The organism is Jezberella sp. (assembly GCF_964834465.1).
This window is the reverse complement of record NZ_CBAZRM010000015.1, coordinates 1-20,005: the sequence shown is the minus strand read 5'-3', so window position 1 is coordinate 20,005 and position 20,005 is coordinate 1. Positions and strand designations below refer to the sequence as shown.

At 52.2% G+C, this 20,005-nt stretch carries 24 protein-coding genes and 1 pseudogene; 6 read left to right on the top strand and 19 right to left on the bottom strand.

All coding sequences use genetic code 11. From position 1 onward, the window contains the following. Positions 1-9 precede the first annotated feature (9 nt). A complete protein-coding gene (gene ahpF, locus AC1W8Y_RS12325; protein ID WP_482014784.1) occupies positions 10-1,602 on the bottom strand; it encodes an alkyl hydroperoxide reductase subunit F in 1,593 nt (530 codons plus the stop codon). A 164-nt stretch (positions 1,603-1,766) separates the two neighbouring features. Further along, positions 1,767-2,330 (bottom strand): alkyl hydroperoxide reductase subunit C, encoded by a 564-nt coding sequence (ahpC, locus tag AC1W8Y_RS12320; RefSeq protein ID WP_482014783.1) that lies wholly within the window; start codon positions 2,328-2,330, stop codon positions 1,767-1,769. A 343-nt stretch (positions 2,331-2,673) separates the two neighbouring features. Here ahpC and AC1W8Y_RS12315 point away from each other — a divergent pair, with 343 nt between their 5' ends. After that, positions 2,674-2,931 carry a site-specific integrase gene (locus AC1W8Y_RS12315; RefSeq protein WP_482014782.1) on the top strand — a complete coding sequence of 86 codons (258 nt, stop codon included), beginning with the start codon at positions 2,674-2,676 and terminating at the stop codon, positions 2,929-2,931. Positions 2,932-2,951: 20 nt separating this feature from the next. Here the strand turns inward: AC1W8Y_RS12315 and AC1W8Y_RS12310 are convergent, their stop codons facing one another. The 5 genes and pseudogenes from AC1W8Y_RS12310 to AC1W8Y_RS12290 form a co-directional block, all read right to left on the bottom strand. Beyond that, positions 2,952-3,779: an abortive infection family protein gene (locus AC1W8Y_RS12310; RefSeq protein ID WP_482014781.1), complete on the bottom strand. Its 828-nt coding sequence runs from the start codon at positions 3,777-3,779 to the stop codon at positions 2,952-2,954. A 17-nt stretch (positions 3,780-3,796) separates the two neighbouring features. Next, positions 3,797-4,132, bottom strand: a complete 336-nt coding sequence (locus AC1W8Y_RS12305; RefSeq protein WP_482014780.1) for a helix-turn-helix domain-containing protein — start codon at positions 4,130-4,132, stop codon at positions 3,797-3,799. A 23-nt stretch (positions 4,133-4,155) separates the two neighbouring features. Then, a complete protein-coding gene (locus AC1W8Y_RS12300) occupies positions 4,156-4,344 on the bottom strand; it encodes a PIN domain-containing protein (protein ID WP_482014779.1) in 189 nt (62 codons plus the stop codon). Continuing rightward, positions 4,286-4,435: pseudogene (locus AC1W8Y_RS12295) on the bottom strand (hypothetical protein); the annotation flags it as partial. The pseudogene AC1W8Y_RS12295 and the gene AC1W8Y_RS12300, both read right to left, overlap by 59 nt. A gap of 70 nt (positions 4,436-4,505) precedes the next feature. Further along, the gene (locus tag AC1W8Y_RS12290; protein ID WP_482014778.1) at positions 4,506-4,793 is read right to left on the bottom strand and encodes a type II toxin-antitoxin system Phd/YefM family antitoxin; all 288 of its coding nucleotides are present in this window, start codon (positions 4,791-4,793) and stop codon (positions 4,506-4,508) included. Between the two features lie 28 nt (positions 4,794-4,821). Here AC1W8Y_RS12290 and AC1W8Y_RS12285 point away from each other — a divergent pair, with 28 nt between their 5' ends. The 3 genes from AC1W8Y_RS12285 (at position 4,822) to AC1W8Y_RS12275 (ending at position 5,805) form a co-directional block, all read left to right on the top strand. Further along, complete coding sequence (locus AC1W8Y_RS12285; protein ID WP_482014777.1) at positions 4,822-4,980, top strand: hypothetical protein; 159 nt, start codon at positions 4,822-4,824, stop codon at positions 4,978-4,980. A gap of 45 nt (positions 4,981-5,025) precedes the next feature. Continuing rightward, positions 5,026-5,187, top strand: a complete 162-nt coding sequence (locus tag AC1W8Y_RS12280; RefSeq protein WP_482014776.1) for a hypothetical protein — start codon at positions 5,026-5,028, stop codon at positions 5,185-5,187. 321 nt (positions 5,188-5,508) lie between these two features. Beyond that, the gene (locus AC1W8Y_RS12275; protein ID WP_482014775.1) at positions 5,509-5,805 is read left to right on the top strand and encodes a site-specific integrase; all 297 of its coding nucleotides are present in this window, start codon (positions 5,509-5,511) and stop codon (positions 5,803-5,805) included. 199 nt (positions 5,806-6,004) lie between these two features. On the opposite strand, the gene AC1W8Y_RS12270 is transcribed toward AC1W8Y_RS12275, so the two are convergent. Then, positions 6,005-7,042, bottom strand: a complete 1,038-nt coding sequence (locus AC1W8Y_RS12270) for a MobA/MobL family protein (RefSeq protein ID WP_482014774.1) — start codon at positions 7,040-7,042, stop codon at positions 6,005-6,007. Between the two features lie 525 nt (positions 7,043-7,567). Here AC1W8Y_RS12270 and AC1W8Y_RS12265 point away from each other — a divergent pair. Next, on the top strand, positions 7,568-7,849 hold the full coding sequence (locus AC1W8Y_RS12265) for a hypothetical protein (RefSeq protein ID WP_482014773.1): 282 nt from the start codon (positions 7,568-7,570) through the stop codon (positions 7,847-7,849). A 17-nt stretch (positions 7,850-7,866) separates the two neighbouring features. Here AC1W8Y_RS12265 and AC1W8Y_RS12260 read toward each other — a convergent pair whose 3' ends face one another. The 11 genes from AC1W8Y_RS12260 to AC1W8Y_RS12210 form a co-directional block, all read right to left on the bottom strand. After that, on the bottom strand, positions 7,867-8,115 hold the full coding sequence (locus AC1W8Y_RS12260) for a hypothetical protein (protein WP_482014772.1): 249 nt from the start codon (positions 8,113-8,115) through the stop codon (positions 7,867-7,869). Between the two features lie 10 nt (positions 8,116-8,125). Next, complete coding sequence (locus AC1W8Y_RS12255; protein ID WP_482014771.1) at positions 8,126-8,464, bottom strand: hypothetical protein; 339 nt, start codon at positions 8,462-8,464, stop codon at positions 8,126-8,128. A gap of 156 nt (positions 8,465-8,620) precedes the next feature. Continuing rightward, positions 8,621-9,295 (bottom strand): replication/maintenance protein RepL, encoded by a 675-nt coding sequence (locus AC1W8Y_RS12250; RefSeq protein WP_482014770.1) that lies wholly within the window; start codon positions 9,293-9,295, stop codon positions 8,621-8,623. Positions 9,296-9,524: 229 nt separating this feature from the next. Continuing rightward, the gene (locus tag AC1W8Y_RS12245; protein WP_482014769.1) at positions 9,525-11,096 is read right to left on the bottom strand and encodes a DUF6538 domain-containing protein; all 1,572 of its coding nucleotides are present in this window, start codon (positions 11,094-11,096) and stop codon (positions 9,525-9,527) included. 274 nt (positions 11,097-11,370) lie between these two features. Beyond that, entirely contained in the window at positions 11,371-11,673 is a 303-nt protein-coding gene (locus tag AC1W8Y_RS12240; RefSeq protein WP_482014768.1) for a hypothetical protein, read from the bottom strand. Between the two features lie 336 nt (positions 11,674-12,009). Beyond that, complete coding sequence (locus tag AC1W8Y_RS12235; protein ID WP_482014767.1) at positions 12,010-13,968, bottom strand: ATP-binding protein; 1,959 nt, start codon at positions 13,966-13,968, stop codon at positions 12,010-12,012. Positions 13,969-14,007: 39 nt separating this feature from the next. Beyond that, on the bottom strand, positions 14,008-16,722 hold the full coding sequence (locus AC1W8Y_RS12230; RefSeq protein WP_482014766.1) for a DEAD/DEAH box helicase: 2,715 nt from the start codon (positions 16,720-16,722) through the stop codon (positions 14,008-14,010). Then, positions 16,722-16,973 carry a DUF2442 domain-containing protein gene (locus AC1W8Y_RS12225; RefSeq protein WP_482014765.1) on the bottom strand — a complete coding sequence of 84 codons (252 nt, stop codon included), beginning with the start codon at positions 16,971-16,973 and terminating at the stop codon, positions 16,722-16,724. The genes AC1W8Y_RS12230 and AC1W8Y_RS12225 overlap by 1 nt, the downstream gene beginning before the upstream one ends. A gap of 9 nt (positions 16,974-16,982) precedes the next feature. Beyond that, entirely contained in the window at positions 16,983-17,249 is a 267-nt protein-coding gene (locus tag AC1W8Y_RS12220) for a DUF4160 domain-containing protein (RefSeq protein WP_482014764.1), read from the bottom strand. A gap of 14 nt (positions 17,250-17,263) precedes the next feature. Then, complete coding sequence (locus tag AC1W8Y_RS12215; protein ID WP_482014763.1) at positions 17,264-18,904, bottom strand: site-specific DNA-methyltransferase; 1,641 nt, start codon at positions 18,902-18,904, stop codon at positions 17,264-17,266. A gap of 15 nt (positions 18,905-18,919) precedes the next feature. Beyond that, entirely contained in the window at positions 18,920-19,168 is a 249-nt protein-coding gene (locus AC1W8Y_RS12210) for a hypothetical protein (protein ID WP_482014762.1), read from the bottom strand. A 382-nt stretch (positions 19,169-19,550) separates the two neighbouring features. Here AC1W8Y_RS12210 and AC1W8Y_RS12205 point away from each other — a divergent pair, with 382 nt between their 5' ends. After that, on the top strand, positions 19,551-19,859 hold the full coding sequence (locus AC1W8Y_RS12205) for a hypothetical protein (protein ID WP_482014761.1): 309 nt from the start codon (positions 19,551-19,553) through the stop codon (positions 19,857-19,859). Positions 19,860-20,005: the final 146 nt, after the last annotated feature.

Below are 20,005 nucleotides of genomic sequence, written 5' to 3'. Positions count from 1 at the left end.
TCCCTCGTTTTAGACGACAAGGGGTACTTCTTGAGCCTCGGTGGTCAGGGGTGAGCGGATCAGGTAATCAAAGGCGCTCAAGGCCGCTTTAGCGCCTTCGCTAGCCGCAATGACGATTTGCTTGTACGGTACCGTCGTGCAATCGCCGGCAGCGAAGACGCCTGCCACGTTGGTGTGGCCTTTATCGTCAATGACGATCTCGCCAAATTTGGTGAGTGCTAATGTTTCTTTTAAAAACTCAGTGTTCGGGACTAAACCAATTTGAACGAATACGCCGGCGAGTGCCGTGTGATGTTCTTCACCCGTTGCGCGGTCTTTAAACTTAATGCCGTTGACCTTGCTGCCATCCCCTGTGATCTCAGTCGTTTGGACGTTGGTATAGATGGTGACATTGGGCATGCTTTTGAGTTTATTCACTAACACTGCGTCTGCTTTGAGTTGATCCGCGAATTCAAACACGGTGACATGCTCGACAATCCCGGCCAAGTCAATGGCGGCCTCAATCCCCGAGTTACCACCGCCAATCACCGCCGTTTTTTTGCCTTTATATAAAGGGCCATCGCAGTGAGGGCAGTAGGCAACCCCCTTGTTTTTGTATTGTTGTTCGCCAGGCACATTGACGTTTCTCCAGCGTGCCCCGGTCGACAAAATGACAGTACGAGCTTTCAACGACCCACCGTTTTCCATTTGCACTTCTAGTAGACCGCCGGCTGTGCTGGCTGGGATAAGCTTGGTTGCCCGCTGCAAGTTCATGAGATCCACGTCATAGTGACGTACTTGCGCCTCAAGCGCTGCGGCGAACGACGGGCCATTGGTCTGAAGGACAGAAATATAGTTTTCTATCCCCATGGTGTCATTGGTTTGACCACCAAAACGCTCGGCTGCGATGCCCACGCGGATACCTTTACGGGCTGCATAGACAGCAGCGGCTGCACCCGCGGGGCCGCCACCGACGATCAGCACGTCATAGGTCTCTTTTGCGTCAAGTTTGGCAGCTTCGCGCGCACCCGCCTTGGTGTCTAGTTTGGCAATGATCTCTTCAACGTTCATGCGGCCTGAGCCAAACATGGCACCGTTGAGAAACACCATGGGCACAGCCATGATCTCGCGGTCAGTTACTTCTTGCTGAAAGGCGCCGCCCTCAATCACCACCGTTTTAACCTTGGGATTAAAGATCGCCATCAGCGAGAGCGCTTGAACGACATCAGGGCAGTTGTGGCAAGACAGCGACATGTAGACTTCAAAATTAAAGTCACCGTCGAGCGCTTTGATGGCATCTAAAACATCTTGCTCGACTTTAGGGGGATGCCCACCTGTCCAGAGTAATGCCAACACCAGCGATGTGAACTCATGCCCCAGTGGCAGCCCAGCAAAGCGTACCCCGTCAGTATCGCCATCGCGGACAACGACGAAAGAGGGTTTGCGAGCATCGTTGCCGGTGAGGTCGATGGAGACCTTATCCGACAAGCTGGCAATCGTCTCAAGCAAGTTGCGCATGTCAGTCGCTGTCTCGCTGTCATCCAGCGAGGCGAGCAAGTGAATGGGCTGCCTCAACATGGCAAGGTAGGTCTTCAACTGAGCTTTAAGGGTATCGTCAAGCATGGTGCTCTCCTGTGTCTTGGCGGCACTCATCCCGACCACGCGCTAAAACGCTGGTCTGCAGAAGGTGCCTGGGGGGTTCGGTGCTGAGGGTAGGGCACGCGACGGCCCTGCGCCGTTGAATGCCCTGCGCTCAACGCCCTGATCATCAGGGCATCGAACCAAACTTAGATCTTGCCGACCAAATCCAATGAAGGTGTCAATGTCTTGTCGCCTTCTTTCCACTTCGCTGGGCACACTTCGCCTGGATGCGCTGCGGTGTATTGAGCTGCTTTCAACTTGCGAACGGTCTCTTCTACGTTACGAGCGATTTCGTTTGAATGGATCTCAGCGGTCTTGATCATCAACTCAGGATTGATAATAAAGGTGCCACGCAGTGCCAAACCTTCTTCAGGGATCAGCACGCCGAAAGCGTTACACAAGGCATGTGTTGGGTCACCAACGAGCGGAAACTTTGCTTTGCCAACAGCGGGTGATGTCTCATGCCACACTTTATGCGAGAAATGAGTATCGGTCGTGACGATATAAACTTCAGCACCCATTTTCTGGAACGTTGCATAGTTTTCAGCAGCGTCTTCAATTTCGGTCGGGCAGTTAAAGGTAAATGCGGCAGGCATGAAAATCAGAACCGACCACTTGCCTTGCAGGCTGGCTTCGGTGACTTCAATGAATTTGCCGTTATGAAAAGCATTAGCCTTAAAAGGTTGGACTTGGGTATTGATCAGGGACATGAGAGATTTCCTTTTAGTGCGATTAAAAAAAACAATCGGTAGGTCTGGCTTGGTAGGTTCTATCTTAACTGACTGGCTAAATAAAGCTAATTGTTTGTATCAATTGGATTCATTGGCTGAGCCTATCGGCGAGAGGGCTGTGACTCTGCCGAACCACTATAAGCGGTCAATGTGTCAATGAGTGAATATCAGAATGACGGCACTTGAAACGTGGTCTGGCATGATGTTCTCTGCCTGAGTAACGATAGCCGAACGCAAGCGAGTTCAACGTGAAATCAACGTCTCGACCTGGAAGCTGATTGCGTGTGGCTTGTGAGCTTTATGGAATACGATACCCACTGGTTTGGAAATTTTCTTACCGTCCTCAAAGACTGACCAAGACCGTCAAGGCCGAACCGTGTTCATTCCCCATGCCAAAGGCGACCGCTGTCCGGTGCGTGCCTTGGTGAACTGGCTGGAAATCGCAGGTATCAAAGAGGGGTATGTTTTTCGTGCCGTCACCCGCCATGACCGCATTGCACGGCAGGGGTTGTCAGCGCAATCGGTGGCGCTGGTGGTGAAGGCATTGGTGGTGCGCAGAAAAATACCGAGCTTGTTGTGATGGCGTTTGGTGACTGCTAACTAGTACCCGCTCGTCGCACTAAAGGACGGCTTCGCGGCCTGCCAACACTCCATAACGAATGTGACAAGAGTATGTGAAGCATTCACGGCGAGACGAGCCTCAGAGACCTGAATTGTCGGCGGGGCTACACCGCGACCATGCGCTGAGCCAATGTGCGTCCGATAAGCACCTACTCCATCAACAATAGATGCCAGCCCTTGAAGAACCCTTTTTTGATCGTCTCGGAGCGTTGGATCAACATTGAGGCCTAGGTGTGACTGCACTGTTCGCCACAGCGGGGTAATTGTCTGAACGTTCGGCAACTCTAGCCCGAATGTTTCGATGTACGTCTTGCACAAGGCTTCAATGATTGAGCTAGCAGCCGTAATTGCTGCGTAGGGGTAACGTTCAAGCTGGCCTATGGCGCGAGTAAACTCCGCCTCGACGGAGGAAAAATCACCCGCCCTCAGATAGTCTGCGAGTGTCTTGGCAGCGATATTTGCGCCAGCAAGAGTGACGTAGCCATTGACTTGATAGGTCAATTGGTGTTTTGAAAGACGTTCCCGTATGCGCTTTTGGCCGTCTCGGATTGCAGGCTGCCAATCTGAAGGCTCTTGATCCATGAATTTTTGAACTACCTGCCCAAGAACTGCAAGTGCATCCACGGTTGGGTCTTCGTTGCATTGCTTCAGCCAAGATGCACACTTCGTTTCGCAATTACCCGGCGGAACATCACCGGGCGCACCACTCTCCATAAAAAGTGCGTTTAACGTCGAGTGACTGTAATAATGGGCCGCAATAACTGACGACACGGCTCCAATGACTGAATTTGGTATTTTGTTTGCCACTCGGAACTCCTGACGTATCAGGCCGGAGCAAGCATCAAATGCCCTACTTCAGCCTTAGCCGGACGCACCTTGATTTCAATATCGTAGCCAAGCCGTGTGAGGCAGTCCCTCAGCTTGCGCTCAGACAGGTTGGTGAAATCTCCACGCATCATGTCAGAGACTTTAGGTTGGGTGATGCCCATTCGCTTGGCAGCCTCTTGTTGGGTCAAGCCACGGCTTTTCATGGCTTTCCTGATTTCGATCACCAAGCCAGTTTTGATCGTGAGCTTTTCAGCATCGGCTAGGCCAAGGTCAGAAAACACGTTGCCGGAACCACGATGCACTTCAACGCCTTCGACAAGTTGCGTTTCCATCACCCTTTTCATTTTGGTCTGCCTCAGGCCAAATACAAAGCGATACGGTCTGATGTCCAAGTAGCCACGCCAGTGCCAAAGAAGTCCGCGTCTTCAGTCCAGACTGGACAACCCAAGGTCATTGCACAAGCCAAAACAGGCCAGTCGTCCGCATCACGAACTGCGATGCGTTGCAAACGCCTGCTGTTGCATGCCTGCATATAGTTCCGCATCAATGGATTGCACAACACCCTCAAGCCTATCCAGCACCAGCATTGCTGCACTGGAATCAACCCTGCGCTTTTTTAACAGCGCGGGCAGATACTTTCGCGCATCTGCGTAGGCAACATCGGGTGTGAAAAATTTGACCGTTGTTACACGATGGCTTTGCCACTCATGCCGCTTTGACTTTCAGCTTTTGAGCGGGTGTGCTGGCTTTCCTGCGTGCTGCTTTGAAGTCTGCAACCACAGACTCAACATCCACACCCTGCGCCTCAAGCAGCTTGTCCAAGGTCTTGCTGGCTTTTTTCAAGGCTGCGATGTCTGCTTCAACCTGTCCCTGCGTGGGGATGAAGTAGCCAACCGTCTGACCGTGCCGCGTGACGGCAACGGGTGTGCTGGATGCGATGTACTCGGCCAAGTCGGAGCGAAACTCGCGTATGCCTACCTTTGTCGTTTCCATGTGGATGCCTCTACGGTTGTGAATCTATGTGTACACATTTTACGCCAACATCACCTGCTTGGCAAGTGCCCTCAGCGGTCAAGCCATGCAGCGTCTTCAACATCCTGCCGCGCTTGGTCAAGGAGCTGGTACACAGTGGGCAGAAGACTTTCAGGGACACGAACAACCGTGGTGGCTCACGGTATAGGCTGCGGCGATAAGCTTTTGACAGGGGTGCGGCCTTTTGTTTCAGATGCGGTGTTTTGTTTTTGGTGTTGGTCATGGCTGTTACAAGCGTGGTTACGAAGCGCTCAAATTAGCCGAGGCGGCACTTTTCTGGGGTAGCGTTGCGCGGATTGCGTCAGTTGCACGGATTGCGGGCTCAGCGTGTGCAACGCCTCACCGGATGCGGTAGCCGAATTGATAGCAATCACGCAATGACTGCCATTCAGGCTACGCTGCACTTTGCCACGGCAAACCACCCCATTGAGGCAATCAACTGGTCTGCCGAGATGGTCGTCACGGGGGTCAAATCGTCATCATGTGTAGATGCCTGTGTGTACGTAAGTCGGTTGAGGTCAGGTCATTTACTCGAGACTCCATCACCGACCAAGGTTTACTTTGCCGGGACGGCAAAGACCCAACGAAACCAGCCATCCTGATCGAGTGGACAGCTGAACTTCGCAGTACTGCGCGTGAAACTCTTTCCATCAAGCGTAACAAGGTGGCTGGGACGATGTACCTGTTCGGTAATATGCAAGGGCAGAAGTACACCAAAGGCGGCTGGAAGTCATCTTTGGATGAGCTTATGTTTGAATGTGTAAAGGTGGCTGAAGAGCGCGGCGTGCCGTTTCAGCGATTTAGTCTTCAAGAGTGTCGACCGATGGCGGTTACTGACAAGCTGGAGCGTGGTGATACCGATACTAAAACTGCCACTGGCCACACAAACGACAAAATGATTTCTACAGTTTATGATCGTCGCCCGAACCGGGTAGCAACGGGCGCTAGACTTGTTAAGAAGATGGGGGGTTAGGAACTGGTATTCCCAGACATCTTTCAAACTTTGAAAGATAAAGACACATATGTAAGTGATCACTCACAGCGTGCTGCTTTAATTATGGCGGAGCGGACGGGATGCCCCTGTCACACTCGGCCAAGCCCTGCGAGCGCTGGGATAAGCGTCGTAGCTTGGAAAATTCCAAGTGTGCATTGTAGGTGTGAGTGTCACACTTTCAACGGCGGTGGCCGCTCGATCTCGTCGGCGTGGTGGCGGTCTGGGCTTGTGCTGCCCGCCCCCATGAGGAAGACGGGCTAAACCCAAAAGGGCGGGGGATGCCCCCATGCGCGGCCAGCCGCTGCCGCTCGGCCTCCATCATTTGCGCCCGCATCTCCTGCGCCTTGCGTTCGCTCTCGCGGGCAAGGTCGGCGATCCATATCGCCACGGCTTGGCTGAGTTCTTCCAAGATTTGTTTGATGGTCTTGGGGCTGCCGTCCTTGTTTGGCTTGCTGACGTGAATCCGCATCGCCTTGCGGATCTTGACCTTCGTCCGTGCGGGCGCTTTTTCAAGCTGCGGTTTGAAGTGGTCGTAAGCAAAGCGGGTTTTTTCTTTCGCCAGCTTTTTGTCCAGCCCCTCAATGGCGGTTTCACCCCTGCGGATGATGCCCACCTTTGTTTCACGGTCGGCGCGTTGGGTTTCGTAGCTTTCCCCTGCGTTTTTGAGCTTCGGGCCGATCTTCGGCTCGCCCTTTGGGGTGGGCACAAAGTCGGGCGCGACTTTTTGAACGTGGGTCAGGTAAAGCGCCTTGGCATTTTTCAGCCAGTCCTTGTGACTGACAAAACGATCTTTGGGGTTCTGGCGACTGAAAAAGTCCTTGGCGGTCTTGCCTTCTTTCAAACCCCGTTCTGAAAACATCAAATGGGCGTGAGGGTTACCGTCGCCCTTGTCATGGATGGCAAGGCGGTAGGCGTGGCGGTCTTTGAGCAATTCGTCCGTGAAGGTTTGCGCCCATGCCGTTTTGTCGGCGGCTTCGCGAGGGATGGCCACGATCAGGCTGCGATAACTGCGCCCGTTGGCTCTCTCCAACTCGTCGGCTTTTTGGAAAAATTCCAAACCGTCTTTGGCAACAGTGGCGGGGATGTTTTTATCAATGACGGCTTGAACTTCGCCTTTTTCTGCATAGCGATCCAAACCCGAGATGTAGGCGGCGTGCTTGCCGCCTGCGCCTTTGCCTGCGGTGCCTGTTCGGGTTGAAACGTAATTGGTCGCCATAGAACAGATTACGGGATCAACCCCCTGTTTGGCAATGCCTGCACTTGGGGGCTTCGCGCCACCAACCCCCCGCGAACGCCTGCGGCGTTCCTTTTCTCATTTTCTCGAAAAAGAAAGGAGCGAAGCGACAGGAGACCGCGCAGCGGTCGGGGCTGGTTTTTGGGGTGAGCGAAGCGAAACCACGAACGGGCGAAGCCCGTTCCGAAAGCCCCCCGAGGGGGCGTTCCAGAAGGGATTCGGAAGGGGGTTGGAGTCCAGAGGCGAAGCCTTTGGCGCAAGGAACGTTTGCTCCGAAGGAGAAACGTGTATTGCGCTTGGGGGAGTGTCCCCCAAGACCCCCTCGCCCGTCAGCACCGACTTCTAGGAGGGATGCGGGCTGCCTTTTTGAATCGCTCGCGTTCCGCTCGCTCGGAGGGTTTCACGCTCGCTGGCGCTCGCTCATTGGAGGAAAGACAAAGCGGGGATTGACATTTGAGGCGTGATCCCCGTAACTGGATTTATCCACATTTGGGAAAAATTCAGATCATGACCACACTGGCAAAAATTGAAGAATTGGAAAATCGGCGGGCGGCGGTTGCAAAGCAGATTTCAGCGGCAAAGAAAAGTTTGCGCGATGAGGAAAGAGACGCTGACAAGCACGTCAAGATTGCGCTGGGCGGGGCAGTGATCGCGCTGATTGAAACCATCCCCGCCACGGTGCGCCACGCGATTTTGACGGGGGCGGATCACGGGGTTCAAAAACAAGGCTTGGGGCGTGAAAAGTTTGAAGCCTTGAAAGCGAGATTCAAGAAAACTGAGGCAACGTGAAACGGGGGCTTTAATCTTTACTCAGAATCACGTGAAGACTTCAGTTTTGATTTTGTAATCTCTGTTCCATTGGACTCAAAAAGTTCGGAAAATTTCGCCCAAGTCAATTTTTTAAGTTTTGCCGATTTTTTGAATGGCTTCCACTTGACATCACCCTTACTTATCATCAGTTCCCCGAGCTTTCCATTATTATTTGAAATAATGAAAATCGCATCGCGGCTTGTCATTTCTGAGGTAAAGTTTTTGAGCGTAATTTTGTGCGCCATAATACGATCCTTAGATCAAACCCAATGCAAAAATTACAGGAACAGGGATTCGTCCTGTAAACTTGTAAAGAGTCGCTCCGTTAGGTTTTTTTAATTCTGTCGCTGAATATTTAAACGCCGTAGCCCCGTTTGTTTCTTTTATTTCTGTGCCAGTGTACTTATAGACCGTCGCACCGTTGGGTTTTTTGATCTCGCTGCCATCGAACTTAAACAACGTTGCTCCATTTGGGGCTTTAATTTCGTGACTAGTGATTTTAAACAGTGTCTTTCCACTGGTTTCTTTTATTTCAGAGCCATCGAATTTATACAGTGTTGCTCCGTTTGGTGATTTGATCTCGGAATCCGCCATTTTCTGCTCCTTTTTGCCTGAAAAGTGCCATTATACTACGACAAGGCGCATGATTTCTGTCCACGGCTGAACCTGTGGGCAACCCCGCTGCTGCCCTTTGGCAAGCATGGGCGGGGTTGTCCATAGGCAGGCGAAGCCTGAGCGGTGGGCAGTGGGTCAGAACGCCAAGTCTGCTTCCTCTGCCACGGTGGCGGGTTCTGGGGCTGTTGTCAGGGCAGGCGCTGCCGCCGTCTTGGCGGGTGTGGCCTTGGACTTGCGTGGCTTGGCAAGCATCAAGGCGTTGATCTTGTCCATGTCTTTCTGCTTGTTGCCTTCTGGCGTGGGTTCGTAAAACTTGCGGAATGGCCGCTTGGTCTTGATGCCCTTGTCCTCCAGCACGTTATGGCACATCTGGGCTTGAATCTCGAAGTTGTCCACCACACTGCGCCCCTTGCCTTTCAGAAACAAGTCAAAGTTCACAAACTCGTTGCCGTGAATGTCTTGGGTGAAGATGCCCGCGTCCAACAATTTTTTCCATGATTTGCTGACGTTGCCCTGATCAATCTTCAATTCACTGGCAATGGCCTTTTGCTTGATGCTCAGTTGGTTGCCGTAGCTCATTTTGTTCAGCACGGCAAACAAAACGCGCATGTCGCTCATGCACAGGGTGTCGTTTTGTTTCAGCAGCAGGTCAAAATTTGCCCCAAAGAGCATGACAAATTCAACCTGCGCCTTGATGCGGGTTTCTCCAATGAAGATGGTCGCATCTCCTTGAACTGCCTCTTTGACGATGGTTTGAACTTGGTTTTTGTCGGTGCTGATCTTTTTTGCGCCGCCTGATTTTCTTGGCATGGATGCCCCCTAAAAAATTGGTTGAGATACCAACTCTTATGGCATGGAAACCAAAAAGTCAAGGGGGCTAAAAAGGGTGTCAAAAGTTGGTAAGTACACCAAGTGAAATTGGTAAGTACGCCAAGTTTTCAAGGGTAAATTGTTGCACTGCAATATCGCTGCAATCCCGCGTCAAATAACGGATTTTTAGGAAGATCGCGAGCGCTTGGCGCGAGCCTTCCTTATGTCTCTATTCTTTTTGGTTCTTTTTAACGATAGGTTTGTCGGAATTGATTTTCTTCGCCCTATCCCGCTTCTGTGCAATCTCGTACATCCTCAATAAATGGCTTGGGTTGCTCTGGTACTGGATCGCCTGCCAGTCGATTTCTTCAAACCCTAGATGCGGGATCACACTCTCCAATAAAAACTTGGTGGGTGTCGTGCCGCCATAGGTGCGGTGGTTCACGCTGTCGTTTTCATGCCCGATGTATTGACTGCGGAAGTCCTCAGGTACGCCGCGCTCTTTCATGCGCTGGTTGGTGGTGTGCCGCAGCGAGTAAAACACCTTGACGTTGGGCACGTAGATTTTCAGGGCTTTCAGCACCTCCCTAAAGTTCTGCGTGGGTACATCGGCATAGCCCTGCTCGTAGAGGTTGAGCCACGGAAAAATCAGCGTGGTGGCGTTGGTGTCGGGTAGGTTTTTAATGTCGTCGAGGTAGCGCAAAAACCCGATCTGCTCAAGGACGGGGTGAAGCGGGGCAATGCGGTTGGTGGCGTTGCTCTTCGCGCTGTTGTCCTCCAAGTAATCGTGATAACTGATGACGTTGATCCCGTCTTCGCGCCGTATGTCGCCAAGGCGCAATTGGCAGATATTGGAGGGGCGCGATCCCGTCAGTAGCCCAAGGATGGGGACAAACACGTCGGCGGGGTTCGCGCACAGGTTCAGGCGCTCGGGGTCAAAGATGCGCGTGAGTTCGTCGGGCGTGAAGGGCTTGCGGTTGGACTTCATCCGCTGCTTCTTGCCCACCAGTCGTTTTTCGACGGGGTTGTCTGCCAGTTTCTTGATGGTGGTCTTGTAAACGTGGCTGATGATTTCGGTGTAGGTGTCGATGGTGCGGGCCGCGATGCCCTTGCGTTCGGTGACGGGATCGTCCGTGGCAAGCCATGTTTGAAAATTCAAAACGGTTTGCGGGGTAATGTCTTCGAGCGTGGCCGATTTGCCAATGAAGTCTTGCCACACTTTGAGCCTGGCGGCGTAAACCTTCTTGGTGCGGTCTTTGATGTCTGACTTGTCGGTCAAGGTCAGATAGGCTTTTGAAAAGTCGCTGAATGGCGGCGATTTGGGCTTGTTTTGGGCGGCGTGGCTGCGTAGGTATTGCGCCTCGGCTTCCATGCGCCTAAAGGCCGCTTCGGTGTCGCGCAATTGGGCGATTTCTTGGGCTTGCCATGCCAGCCGCTGGGCTTCGCTGATTTCGGGGGCTTTGTGTTCGGCCAAAAAGGCCAAGGCTTCGGCTTTCTCGGCGGGCTGGGTCGCGTCAAAGTCCACCGTGTACCCGTCGTGGGTGGTGATTTTGAGCGGGTCGGCAATTTGTTTTGCCGCTTCCGCGATGCCGCCTTTTTTAGTGCCCATGCCTGCCTTCGCCCTTTCCAATTCCAGCGCATAGGATAAAGCCAAAATTCGCGCTTGCTGCGGGTCTTTGGTGCGCAGGCTGTGCCATGTCTCCCGCTTGCCTGTGGTGGCTTGTACGGCTTTGGGCGTGATGATGCGGAGGTAAAAAACGCCGTGGGCGCGAACGTACAGTCTGGACGGCAAAACGGGCATAAGTGTGACACCTGAGTGTGACGCTAACGCCCGTTTGGCTCTTTCTCTAAGTCGTTGATTTATAACGACTTTTTAGATTTGGCGGAGTGGACGGGAAAGTTCGCCTGCACTCCGCCAAGCCTTGCCCACTCTCAAAAAAACCGTTTTTCCGCTCGTGCGGGTTGATGAAAATGTGTCGCTGCAAAGTGTAGCACCAGGAGCAAAAAATCGGCACTACTGCCGCCTAGCCTGGGTGTGCCGAAAACACATCCAGGCTGGGTGACGATCTTGGCTTTCACTTGGCACCTCCCACGGCTGCAACTTGTCTGCTGATTTGCGTGAGTGAATCAGCAAGCCCTTTGGTCAGTTCATCGAGTTGCAGGCCCATGTTGTCCACGGCCTCGTTCACGCCACCGAGTTTTCGATCAAGGTGGTTTAGCCTGACAAGAAAATCATTTTGCTGGTTGTCGCCCGTCAGCCAATCAGACAAAACTTTCCGCAGCAGTTCGGACGTGGAAACGTTGAGTTGCGCAGCCTTGGCATGGAACCCAGTCAATACGGGCTGGGTGATGCGGATGGTGATTTGTGTGTGTTTCATCGGGCCTCCTGAAATTGAACAACTGTTCATTTCATGCAACTCGATCAACACACGAATGTCAATAGTCAAAAGTGATCTTTTGACTGCATGGCAATCACGTTGATTTACCTGGGTTTCTTGCCGATTTCAAACATGACTGCGACTGCGCCATGACTGCATGGGAGAAACCCAGTTTTCCCTCGGCAGGATGGTCGTTTCACCACGACAAGTGCCGCAATAGACGTTGGACAAAAGTTTGGGTCTAAATTGGGCTGGTACATTCGCCCAAAGTTGGCAGGCCTGTGGCGTGAAGTTTGGAAATTGTTCCGTGTTTGTAAGCATATAGCAGGTCTCCACCTACGCTTGAGCAATTAGCGGGACTTGCGTGACGGGCAACGGCCCGGAAAACCTTCGCAATTCTTCTTGTTGTGTTTGAACGAAAGGGGCATCTTGTATTTTGCTGTTCAGATTCAGCATTCGCTTTTCAGCGCGAACTAGCAAACTCTCGTAAAGCATCGGGGTGATTTTTACGCGATCATCGTCTTCTTTTCGTGTACCAGCTTCGCCACTCTCAATCTGATCACCAAGGATAAATCCGTCAACCTTGGTCGCGTTAGTAATGTAGCCCTTGGCCTTCAACTCTTTGACGTATTTCCATATTTGCTCTTTTTCACCTGAACCCAGTGAAAGCCCAGTCGTCTTGAGATCAACAAATATGACGTGTGCAACGCCGTTCACGTTTCCATCATCGTCAAAGGCATCGCGGCCATAGATACCAATGCTGGCGTTCGGCTTGATTACAAAATCTGGTCGATTGAGTGATCCCTTACCAGCCTTGTCTTCAAACACTTCACGAATTACCGTGGTCATCCCCTTATTGGATGTGAAGTCCAGTGTCTCAAACTCTGGGCCAAACATCCAAAGCCCGCCCTTGGCAAAAATTGGCTGCAACTCATGCACCTCATCTACTCGGATGGTCTTTAGCTTGATGCGAAGTTCATTGATGGTTTTCAGACGGCTTTGGATTTCGTCCAAAACCAATTTGGCGATTCCCACAGTCCATTGGCTCATGATTTCGTGCAGCGCATCGTAATCATTGGGGTCGCATTCGTGAAGGCGCTCCAATAGGCCGTAGCGTGATTTGGATTTTTCGAGTTTTGCCAAGATGCTGGTCAACTGGACGATCTCACCTTCGCCAAAATTTGGACAAGCATCAACCACTTCGTTAACAAACGTTTCCACGCGATCTTTGCTGATGGGAGAAAGTGAATTGACCGTGCTGCCCACCTTGTCAATAACCGATGCTCGCTTGGCTTCACGCTCTTCGCTGCTGGACTGCAAGATTATTTCTCGAATGCGGTCTTGGACAATCGGGCGTACTTTTTTCCATGCAGGGTTGTCGTCTCTGAATCCTGACCAGTCTTCCTTGACTGCGTTGGCCTCGTTCAGAAAATCAGCTTCGACAATGAACGTGAATCGCTTGGCCTTTTCCGTTCGTCCGTCCAAAATTCTTTGAACGTCGCTGCCTCGCCAGCCGCAGTTCCCCACTGCCCGTTTGTTTACCCACCACGCGATTCCATGTTGCTTGGTGTGTTTGTCAGCCTTCATCGTGTCGATGTGATTGATGCGAACTTGCCCTAGGTCAGGGATGTCAATGGTTTCAACCGTCAGCGCGTCAGCCGATATGTCACTGAATCCAATTTCTCGACCGTTCAGTGAAACTTTAAATGCTGGATTGGCCAAAAATCTGCTGCCAATAAGCTCTCTGGCGGATTCCTCGGTCATTTGTATGTTAGCAATCTCCCCCGCACCTTGAATTTTTGTGCCATGCCCAGTCACCCCAGATTCAACGAATTCCACGGGTTCAATCAAAAGTGGTTTGTCAGGCGTGCGCCGCACTCGAAACACAATTTTTTGTCCTTCCTTGACAGAGGTGATTTCATACTCATTTGCAAAGCAAAAGCTGGCAAACCGCCCTTTGCCGTTTTTTCCAAAAACGTTTCGCGGCAATCCATTGATGTCGCTAGGCGGGAGTGTCTGGGGGCCATGCTTGGCCACGCGGTCGTAAGAAAGTGCCCGCCAGATGTAATTAAACTCATCTCGAAGCATACCCTTGCCGTTGTCCGATATAGAAAATGGACGGTTGTTGCGCTTGTCAGGCCATGTGATATTGACCTCGGTGGCGTAAGCATCCCAGCAGTTGGCAACCAGTTCAACAATTGCGGTGCTTGGATCACTGATGATTGATCCAACCCAACTTTCAAGGAAACGGTCTTCATAAAAAAAGTCTGGTTGATCAACTGCCTTATCTGTCATGACTTGCTCCTGATTTTTGTCTCGTATTTATGGCTAGGCTCAAAGATTCCCAACCAATTTCAACGCATCCCCCACCACCAAAGCCCCTTCAATCGGATTGCTCTCAAACACCATCATGTAGTGGTAACGGTAGCCTGTCTCATGCGCGATTTGGTTGGCCTGCGATTCCCAGACTTTCCCCAGCTTCAATTTGTCTTTTGAGTTGGAGTTGTCGCGGTCGTCGCCTTTGGTTTCAATGACCACAATGTTTTTGCTGGCGGTCAGGACAATGAAGTCAGGGTAATGGTTGACAAAACCATTGATGCAAAAGCCTTTGCTTCGCTCCAAGTTGCAGTGCCACCACACCACGTTTTCAAGCTGCGCCACCTTGCCAATGACAGGGGCTTCCAGCCCATTCATGCCACGCTCGGTGACATACAGGCTTTTGATAATGGCGGGCGCGTTGTCGCTGGGCGCAATGCTTGCGGGTAGCGAGAAGCTCGGCTGCAATTTCACCTTCTGCGTGGTCAGCCAATTGTTGAACTCTTTGGCGGCAAACTCGCTTGCCAAGCCCTGAATCATGTCCTTGATGGCCTTCACATAGGCATAGTCGCGCTCAAGGCAGTCGGCGCGTTGCTCGGCACTCATTACCTCCACGATGCGCGTGAGGTACTTCTTGATGTCGTTGTCTTCGATGGGGTAGAAAGAGTTCTTGCCGATTAGGCTGAACAAACGCGCCACGATGGATGTCACCTGCCCTGAAGGTGGCTGGCTCTTGATGATGTGATTGAGCTTTTCTTTCTCGGCCTTCTTCACTACTTTGAAGGCGGGGGCGCTTTCGCCCTTGCCAATGTCTTCCGCATCGACGGAATACACGTCTGCATCAATGGCTGAAAAGTTGACCGTGGCATCCAGATTGGCGAGGACAAAATCAGTCAGCAAATTTTCTTTGGCGAGTTTGTGCCACTCATCGCTGGATTCAAAGAAGCCGCCCTCTGACGGCAACTTGAGAAAAAATTGAGGCAACTGTATAGCCTGTGCGGATGCTTCAAACATCGGCTTCATCTTGTGTTCGTTCATGTCCGCCTTTAGTTCTTCTGGGCAACTGTCTCCCTCGGTCTGCGCGGCTTGTTCTTCAAATTCCTGTGCCTCACGCACGGCCTGCGCTTTAATGCTTTCCACGCCTGTGGCATCTGCTGCTGGGGTTTCTGTAGCGGCGGCACCGTCGCCAAAGTTTTCGACGTGCTGTACGGCCTCGGTCTCCCAGTTCGGATTGAGTTTGGTGGTGTCCACCAACAGTTCATCCGTGGTTGCCTCTGTCGGCTCTTGGTTTGTGGGGGGCAGCAAGTCGCCCTGCTGGGCACCTGTTGTGCCTGCACCCGTCGAGCCCGTTGTGAGGGGCACGGTGGACATATCCACCTCGCGGTAATCGCGTTTGGAAAATCCCGCCTTGTTTAAACCCGCCACCACTTGGTTCAATGTGTTCTGAAACTGGCTGGATGCCGTGAACACATAACTCAGGTTAAGCAGTTCGGCGCTGTGCTTGCGCTGGTAGGGCATGCGCAACACGCGCCCCAAAATCTGCGTCACGTCTACCACTGAGGTTTTGTTTGCCAGTGTTGCCAGCACATAGGCAAACGGACAGTCCCAGCCCTCCTTCAAGGCGTTGACGGTAATGATGTATCGAATCTGGCAGTGGCGATCCAACAAGTCCTGCCCCTTCAACTCATTCACATTGGCGGTCTTGATGGCAATGTGTTCGGGCGGGATATTCAGATCAAGCAAAACCTGCTTAACTTTTTCAAACGTCGTGTTGTCGTCGCGGCTTTTGGGTTCGGCTTGGAACAACACAATGGGGCGGATGTAGCCGCCACCGTTGGCCTCGGCCTTGTCGGCCAACACCTCCAACTGGCGGCGCATATTCAGCGCGGCCATGATCACGTCTTCCTGACTGCGTTGGTTTGCCACGATCACGGGCAGCTTCACCATGTTTTGTCTTTTTAGGCGCAGTGCGTCTACGTAGCTGATGATGTTGCTGTTGTCGCGGGGCGTGGCCGTCAGGTCAAAAATGAAACTCGGGTTCAGGTTGCGCAGCATGTCCACCGACAAAGTGCTCTCGGCGTTGTGGCTCTCGTCCACCACCACCACGGGGTTCAGCGTGCGAATCACGTTGATCAATGAAGACTTGTCGTACTCGGGCAGCAACACCGCGTCGTGCGTGTTGTCGTTCAAAAACGAAGCCAAGTAGCCGTTCTCCTGATACGCCTTGCGGTTCTCCTTGTTGGTGGCTTTGAGCGAATCAAACGACATGACCACCACGGACAACTGTTCGCGCACCGTGTCCGCGTTGAAACCTGCACCCTGTAGCACGTCGGTTTTTTCATACACCTGAACGCGCCCCTGAAACAGATCGTTCAGGCGTTGGCGATAAGGGTGATCGATGTTGGCTAGGTTCTTCACCGTTTGCTCAAGGATGGTGAGCGACGGCACCAGCCACACCACAAACTTCGGGCGGCTCGGGTTGTACTCGGCAAAGGCGGTGAATACGCGCTCCAAGGCGTTGATAGCAATGAAGGTCTTGCCGCCTGCCGTGGGCACCTTCACGCACACGTGGGGCACTTCCTGCACATTGTTTTTGTAGGCTTGGTTCAGTACGCCACGGTTTTTCCAGTAGGCGGTGAACGCTTTGCCTAAATGGCCTTTGTAGTCCAGCAGGGTTTGCAGGTAAGTGCTCAGGTCGGTGAGCACCGTGCTCTGGTAGTCTTTGAGTTCCATTAATGTGCTGGTGCCAGTGTCGGCTGTAAGTTTTCAAGCAAAGTTTCTGGCGCAATATCCTGACCGTGCGGCCATGAAACATACCCATGCGAAATCGTGACTTGCTTGAAGTACTGTGGATTTTGAAGCTCTTTGAGTACGCCCTTATCCCAATAAGGTGCCACATCAAAGAAGCCACTTTTCCCGTTTTCGAGTTCAACGAAAATGCACCGTTCAGACACGGCGCTTACCTTTGTTACGTCCCAGTACATGATGCCTCCTTATAAGGGTTCAATCTTGTAGGGCAATTCGCCCGAAACGGCCAGCGTCCAATCGGCCATTAATTCGTCGTTGTGCAATTCAATCCATGCCTGCACCAGACGCAATTGCTTGCGGGGAAGGCTGCCAGATAACACATTGCCATCTGCAATGTCGATGGCAGCATTAAATTCCGCGTACTGCGCGTGAATGTGTGGCAGGTGGTGGTGTTTGTTGTCAATCAAAAAAATGCGGATGATGATTCCGTAAAACATTGAAATAATGGGCATTTGTTTGCTCCTTGTTAAAAGCGTGTGATGTCACGCGGGATGCGCTTGAACGTGATGCCGTGCTGGGTCAAAAAGTCTTTGTCCAAGGCGCATTTGTCAGCATAGACAATGAAGTGCTCGGGGCGCTTACGCTTGGGTTTTGTGCCGTTTTCCAGCAGTGCCTTGATGTTCAGGCTGGCGAGAAAATCCAAGTTCAACGTGGTCACACGATCACGCTCGTAATAGAAAAGCCATAGGGCTGTGTCGCTGGCTCCCAGTGCATATTTGCTGACTTGGCTCACAGGGCTTTCAGTGCCACATTGCTGTGCCGTGGGGATGCTTTCGGTATAGGCCACATAGCTACGAATGGCGGCCTCGCCCACCTCTTCGTTCAGGTTCTTGTCTTCCTTGAACAAAGCCGCGCCCACGGTGTAGTAATCAAAAGCGCCGCCCGTGCCTGCTACCGCCTTGGTGCCTTCGCCATAACCGTTGATGACGCGGCGCACCCGCTCGGCGGTGATGGTTTCGGCGTAGTCCATCATTTCGCACAGAATGAAACGGCGGTTGCCGCCGTCTTGGGCGTTGAGTTTCAGGACTGCGTGGGCCGTAGTGCCTGAGCCTGCGAAGGTGTCAAGGATCAGCGCATCGTCATTAGTGGCAATCTGCAAAATTCTCTCGATTAGTCGGACTGGTTTGGGCGTATCAAATACATCACTACTATCTGGCAAGATTTCCTTAATTTCCTTTTTAGCCTCTTGCGAGTGGCCTACCTCGTCATTACCCCACCAAGTCCAAACCGAGACACCTTCCGATTCAGATAAAAACGTTTTTCGTCGAGGAACACCGTCCCCGTTTTTGCCAAACCAGATACGGTTGTCGGCAACAAGGTTTTTAAAAACATCCTCTGTATTCTTCCAACAATTTCCTTTAGGTGGCGCAACCACTCTGCCAGATGGTGTGGTTATTTCATACATTTGGTTTGGTCGAAAGCCTTGTGCAGAAAAATCCGTCGATGCCCAAGCCCCTCGTGCATCGTTATCTGGATTTTTGAAATTTCCAAGTTGCTTTTCTGATTGAGGTATTTTTTTAATACTCGTAAGTGCCCCTTGCTTCGCATAGCAAATCACGTACTCGTGTGCGTCGCTAATTTTTAGGCGGGCATCTGGTGAGGTTCGTTTTTGCCAGATAACGTTCGCCAGAAAATTTACTCTTCCAAAAATTTCATCTAACGCCCCACGCAATGAATGTTCTTCATTGTCGTCAATCGAAACAAAAATCACCCCATCATCCGCCAACAACCGATGCAGCAATTTCAAGCGCGGGTACATCATGCACAGCCACTTGTCGTGGCGGCTTAAATCTTCGCCTTCCTTGCCCACCACTTGCCCCAGCCATTTCTTGATCTTGGGGTCGTTCACCGCGTCGTTGTACACCCAGCCTTCGTTGCCCGTGTTGTAGGGCGGGTCAATGTAGATGCAGTGCACTTTGCCTTCAAATTCAGGCAACAGGCTTTTCAGCGCCTCCAGGTTGTCTCCATGAATGATGCGGTTGCCCGTGGAGTTGGCATGCGTGCCCTCATTGGCCGTGAAGGTGTACTGCTTGTCCAGCAAGCGAAACGGCACGTCGTGGTGGTGGTTGACGACCTTGTCTTTTCCTACCCAATGAAGCGTTGGCATTGTTCTTGTCGTTTCTTATGTTGGCTGGCTGGATGCCTTGGTGACGGCATTGGCGGCGGGCTTGACGGCACTGGATCGCGCCTTGCCACTTGCCACGTTGGTCGTGGTTTGCACCCCTCCTTGCGTGCGCTCGCATTTGCGCACGTAATCTTTGATAAAGGTGCGAATCACTTGGGCCGCAGGCAGGTCTTGACCACGGCAAGCCGTCATAAACGCCTGCCGTAGTTCAGGCTCTATGCGTATGCGCATTCCAGCTTCTTTCATCGCTTCCTCTCGGGTTACACAATGTGTATCCATTTTATCAGGGTTAAGGCCAATTTGGTCACACGTTGGTCTGGGTGGTCTGGGCTTGGTCTGGGGTAAAAGTGCATGCCCAGACCAGCAAAAACCCAGTGTTTATGCGGGTTTCCAATGGGTTGGTCTGGGTGGTCTGGGCATTTTGGACACTATTGCGATAGAAAAAAATTCAAGAGATCGATCTATTGTCTTAACTGCAATAAAAACAAATAGTAGGGATTTGCCCAGACCACCCAGACCACTTGCCACAAACCCAGTATCCATGCGGGTTTGCGGCGGTCTGGGGTCGAAAAATGCCCAGACCAAGCCCAGACCAAGCCCAGACCAGTGACGGCTTTGTGAACACAAAATGCAATTCCGCCCGCTGGTGGGCGGGCGGTTGTACCAAACGGCGGCGGGGTGTGGCTCAGAATGCCACGTCGGGGATGGGCTGCGGGTCTACGGCTACGTTGACGCGGTACGTGCGCTGGCCTTTGATGCGGGGCCGATCTTCCTGAACCTGCTTCTGGAAATACCTGTCCAGTCGCTTGTAAAACTCGGCCTGTGCCACTGCGCCACGGCCTTGGCCTTCGCACCACTGCACAAAGTGGCGGTACAGGTCGTTCTTGGGTGTCCATTGCTTGGTGTCGGCCACCAACGCCACGGCCTGATCGTCTAACAAAAATTATTGTTACCCCTTAACCGTGACGGACTATGCCTCTCGCTTTTTAATCTGTTGTGAGGGCCTCGAGAGTACGCGAGAAGCAGATGCCTTTGGCGTCTTCGAGAGACTGTTCAAAGAGTATGGGTTGCCGAACAATATCC

Coding starts and splice junctions, on each gene's coding strand:
- AC1W8Y_RS12215 (WP_482014763.1), bottom strand. CDS start 18,904: ATGCCAACGCTTCATTGGGTAGGAAAAGACAAGGTCGTCAACCACCAC.
- AC1W8Y_RS12225 (WP_482014765.1), bottom strand. CDS start 16,973: ATGTACTGGGACGTAACAAAGGTAAGCGCCGTGTCTGAACGGTGCATT.
- AC1W8Y_RS12275 (WP_482014775.1), top strand. CDS start 5,509: ATGTACCTGTTCGGTAATATGCAAGGGCAGAAGTACACCAAAGGCGGC.
- AC1W8Y_RS12290 (WP_482014778.1), bottom strand. CDS start 4,793: ATGGAAACGACAAAGGTAGGCATACGCGAGTTTCGCTCCGACTTGGCC.
- AC1W8Y_RS12260 (WP_482014772.1), bottom strand. CDS start 8,115: ATGGCGCACAAAATTACGCTCAAAAACTTTACCTCAGAAATGACAAGC.
- AC1W8Y_RS12240 (WP_482014768.1), bottom strand. CDS start 11,673: ATGAAACACACACAAATCACCATCCGCATCACCCAGCCCGTATTGACT.
- AC1W8Y_RS12250 (WP_482014770.1), bottom strand. CDS start 9,295: ATGCCAAGAAAATCAGGCGGCGCAAAAAAGATCAGCACCGACAAAAAC.
- AC1W8Y_RS12245 (WP_482014769.1), bottom strand. CDS start 11,096: ATGCCCGTTTTGCCGTCCAGACTGTACGTTCGCGCCCACGGCGTTTTT.
- AC1W8Y_RS12270 (WP_482014774.1), bottom strand. CDS start 7,042: ATGGCGACCAATTACGTTTCAACCCGAACAGGCACCGCAGGCAAAGGC.
- AC1W8Y_RS12255 (WP_482014771.1), bottom strand. CDS start 8,464: ATGGCGGATTCCGAGATCAAATCACCAAACGGAGCAACACTGTATAAA.
- AC1W8Y_RS12265 (WP_482014773.1), top strand. CDS start 7,568: ATGACCACACTGGCAAAAATTGAAGAATTGGAAAATCGGCGGGCGGCG.
- AC1W8Y_RS12280 (WP_482014776.1), top strand. CDS start 5,026: ATGCGGTGTTTTGTTTTTGGTGTTGGTCATGGCTGTTACAAGCGTGGT.
- AC1W8Y_RS12300 (WP_482014779.1), bottom strand. CDS start 4,344: ATGCGGAACTATATGCAGGCATGCAACAGCAGGCGTTTGCAACGCATC.
- AC1W8Y_RS12210 (WP_482014762.1), bottom strand. CDS start 19,168: ATGAAAGAAGCTGGAATGCGCATACGCATAGAGCCTGAACTACGGCAG.
- ahpC (WP_482014783.1), bottom strand. CDS start 2,330: ATGTCCCTGATCAATACCCAAGTCCAACCTTTTAAGGCTAATGCTTTT.
- AC1W8Y_RS12205 (WP_482014761.1), top strand. CDS start 19,551: ATGCAATTCCGCCCGCTGGTGGGCGGGCGGTTGTACCAAACGGCGGCG.
- AC1W8Y_RS12235 (WP_482014767.1), bottom strand. CDS start 13,968: ATGACAGATAAGGCAGTTGATCAACCAGACTTTTTTTATGAAGACCGT.
- AC1W8Y_RS12230 (WP_482014766.1), bottom strand. CDS start 16,722: ATGGAACTCAAAGACTACCAGAGCACGGTGCTCACCGACCTGAGCACT.
- ahpF (WP_482014784.1), bottom strand. CDS start 1,602: ATGCTTGACGATACCCTTAAAGCTCAGTTGAAGACCTACCTTGCCATG.
- AC1W8Y_RS12220 (WP_482014764.1), bottom strand. CDS start 17,249: ATGCCCATTATTTCAATGTTTTACGGAATCATCATCCGCATTTTTTTG.
- AC1W8Y_RS12305 (WP_482014780.1), bottom strand. CDS start 4,132: ATGGAAACGCAACTTGTCGAAGGCGTTGAAGTGCATCGTGGTTCCGGC.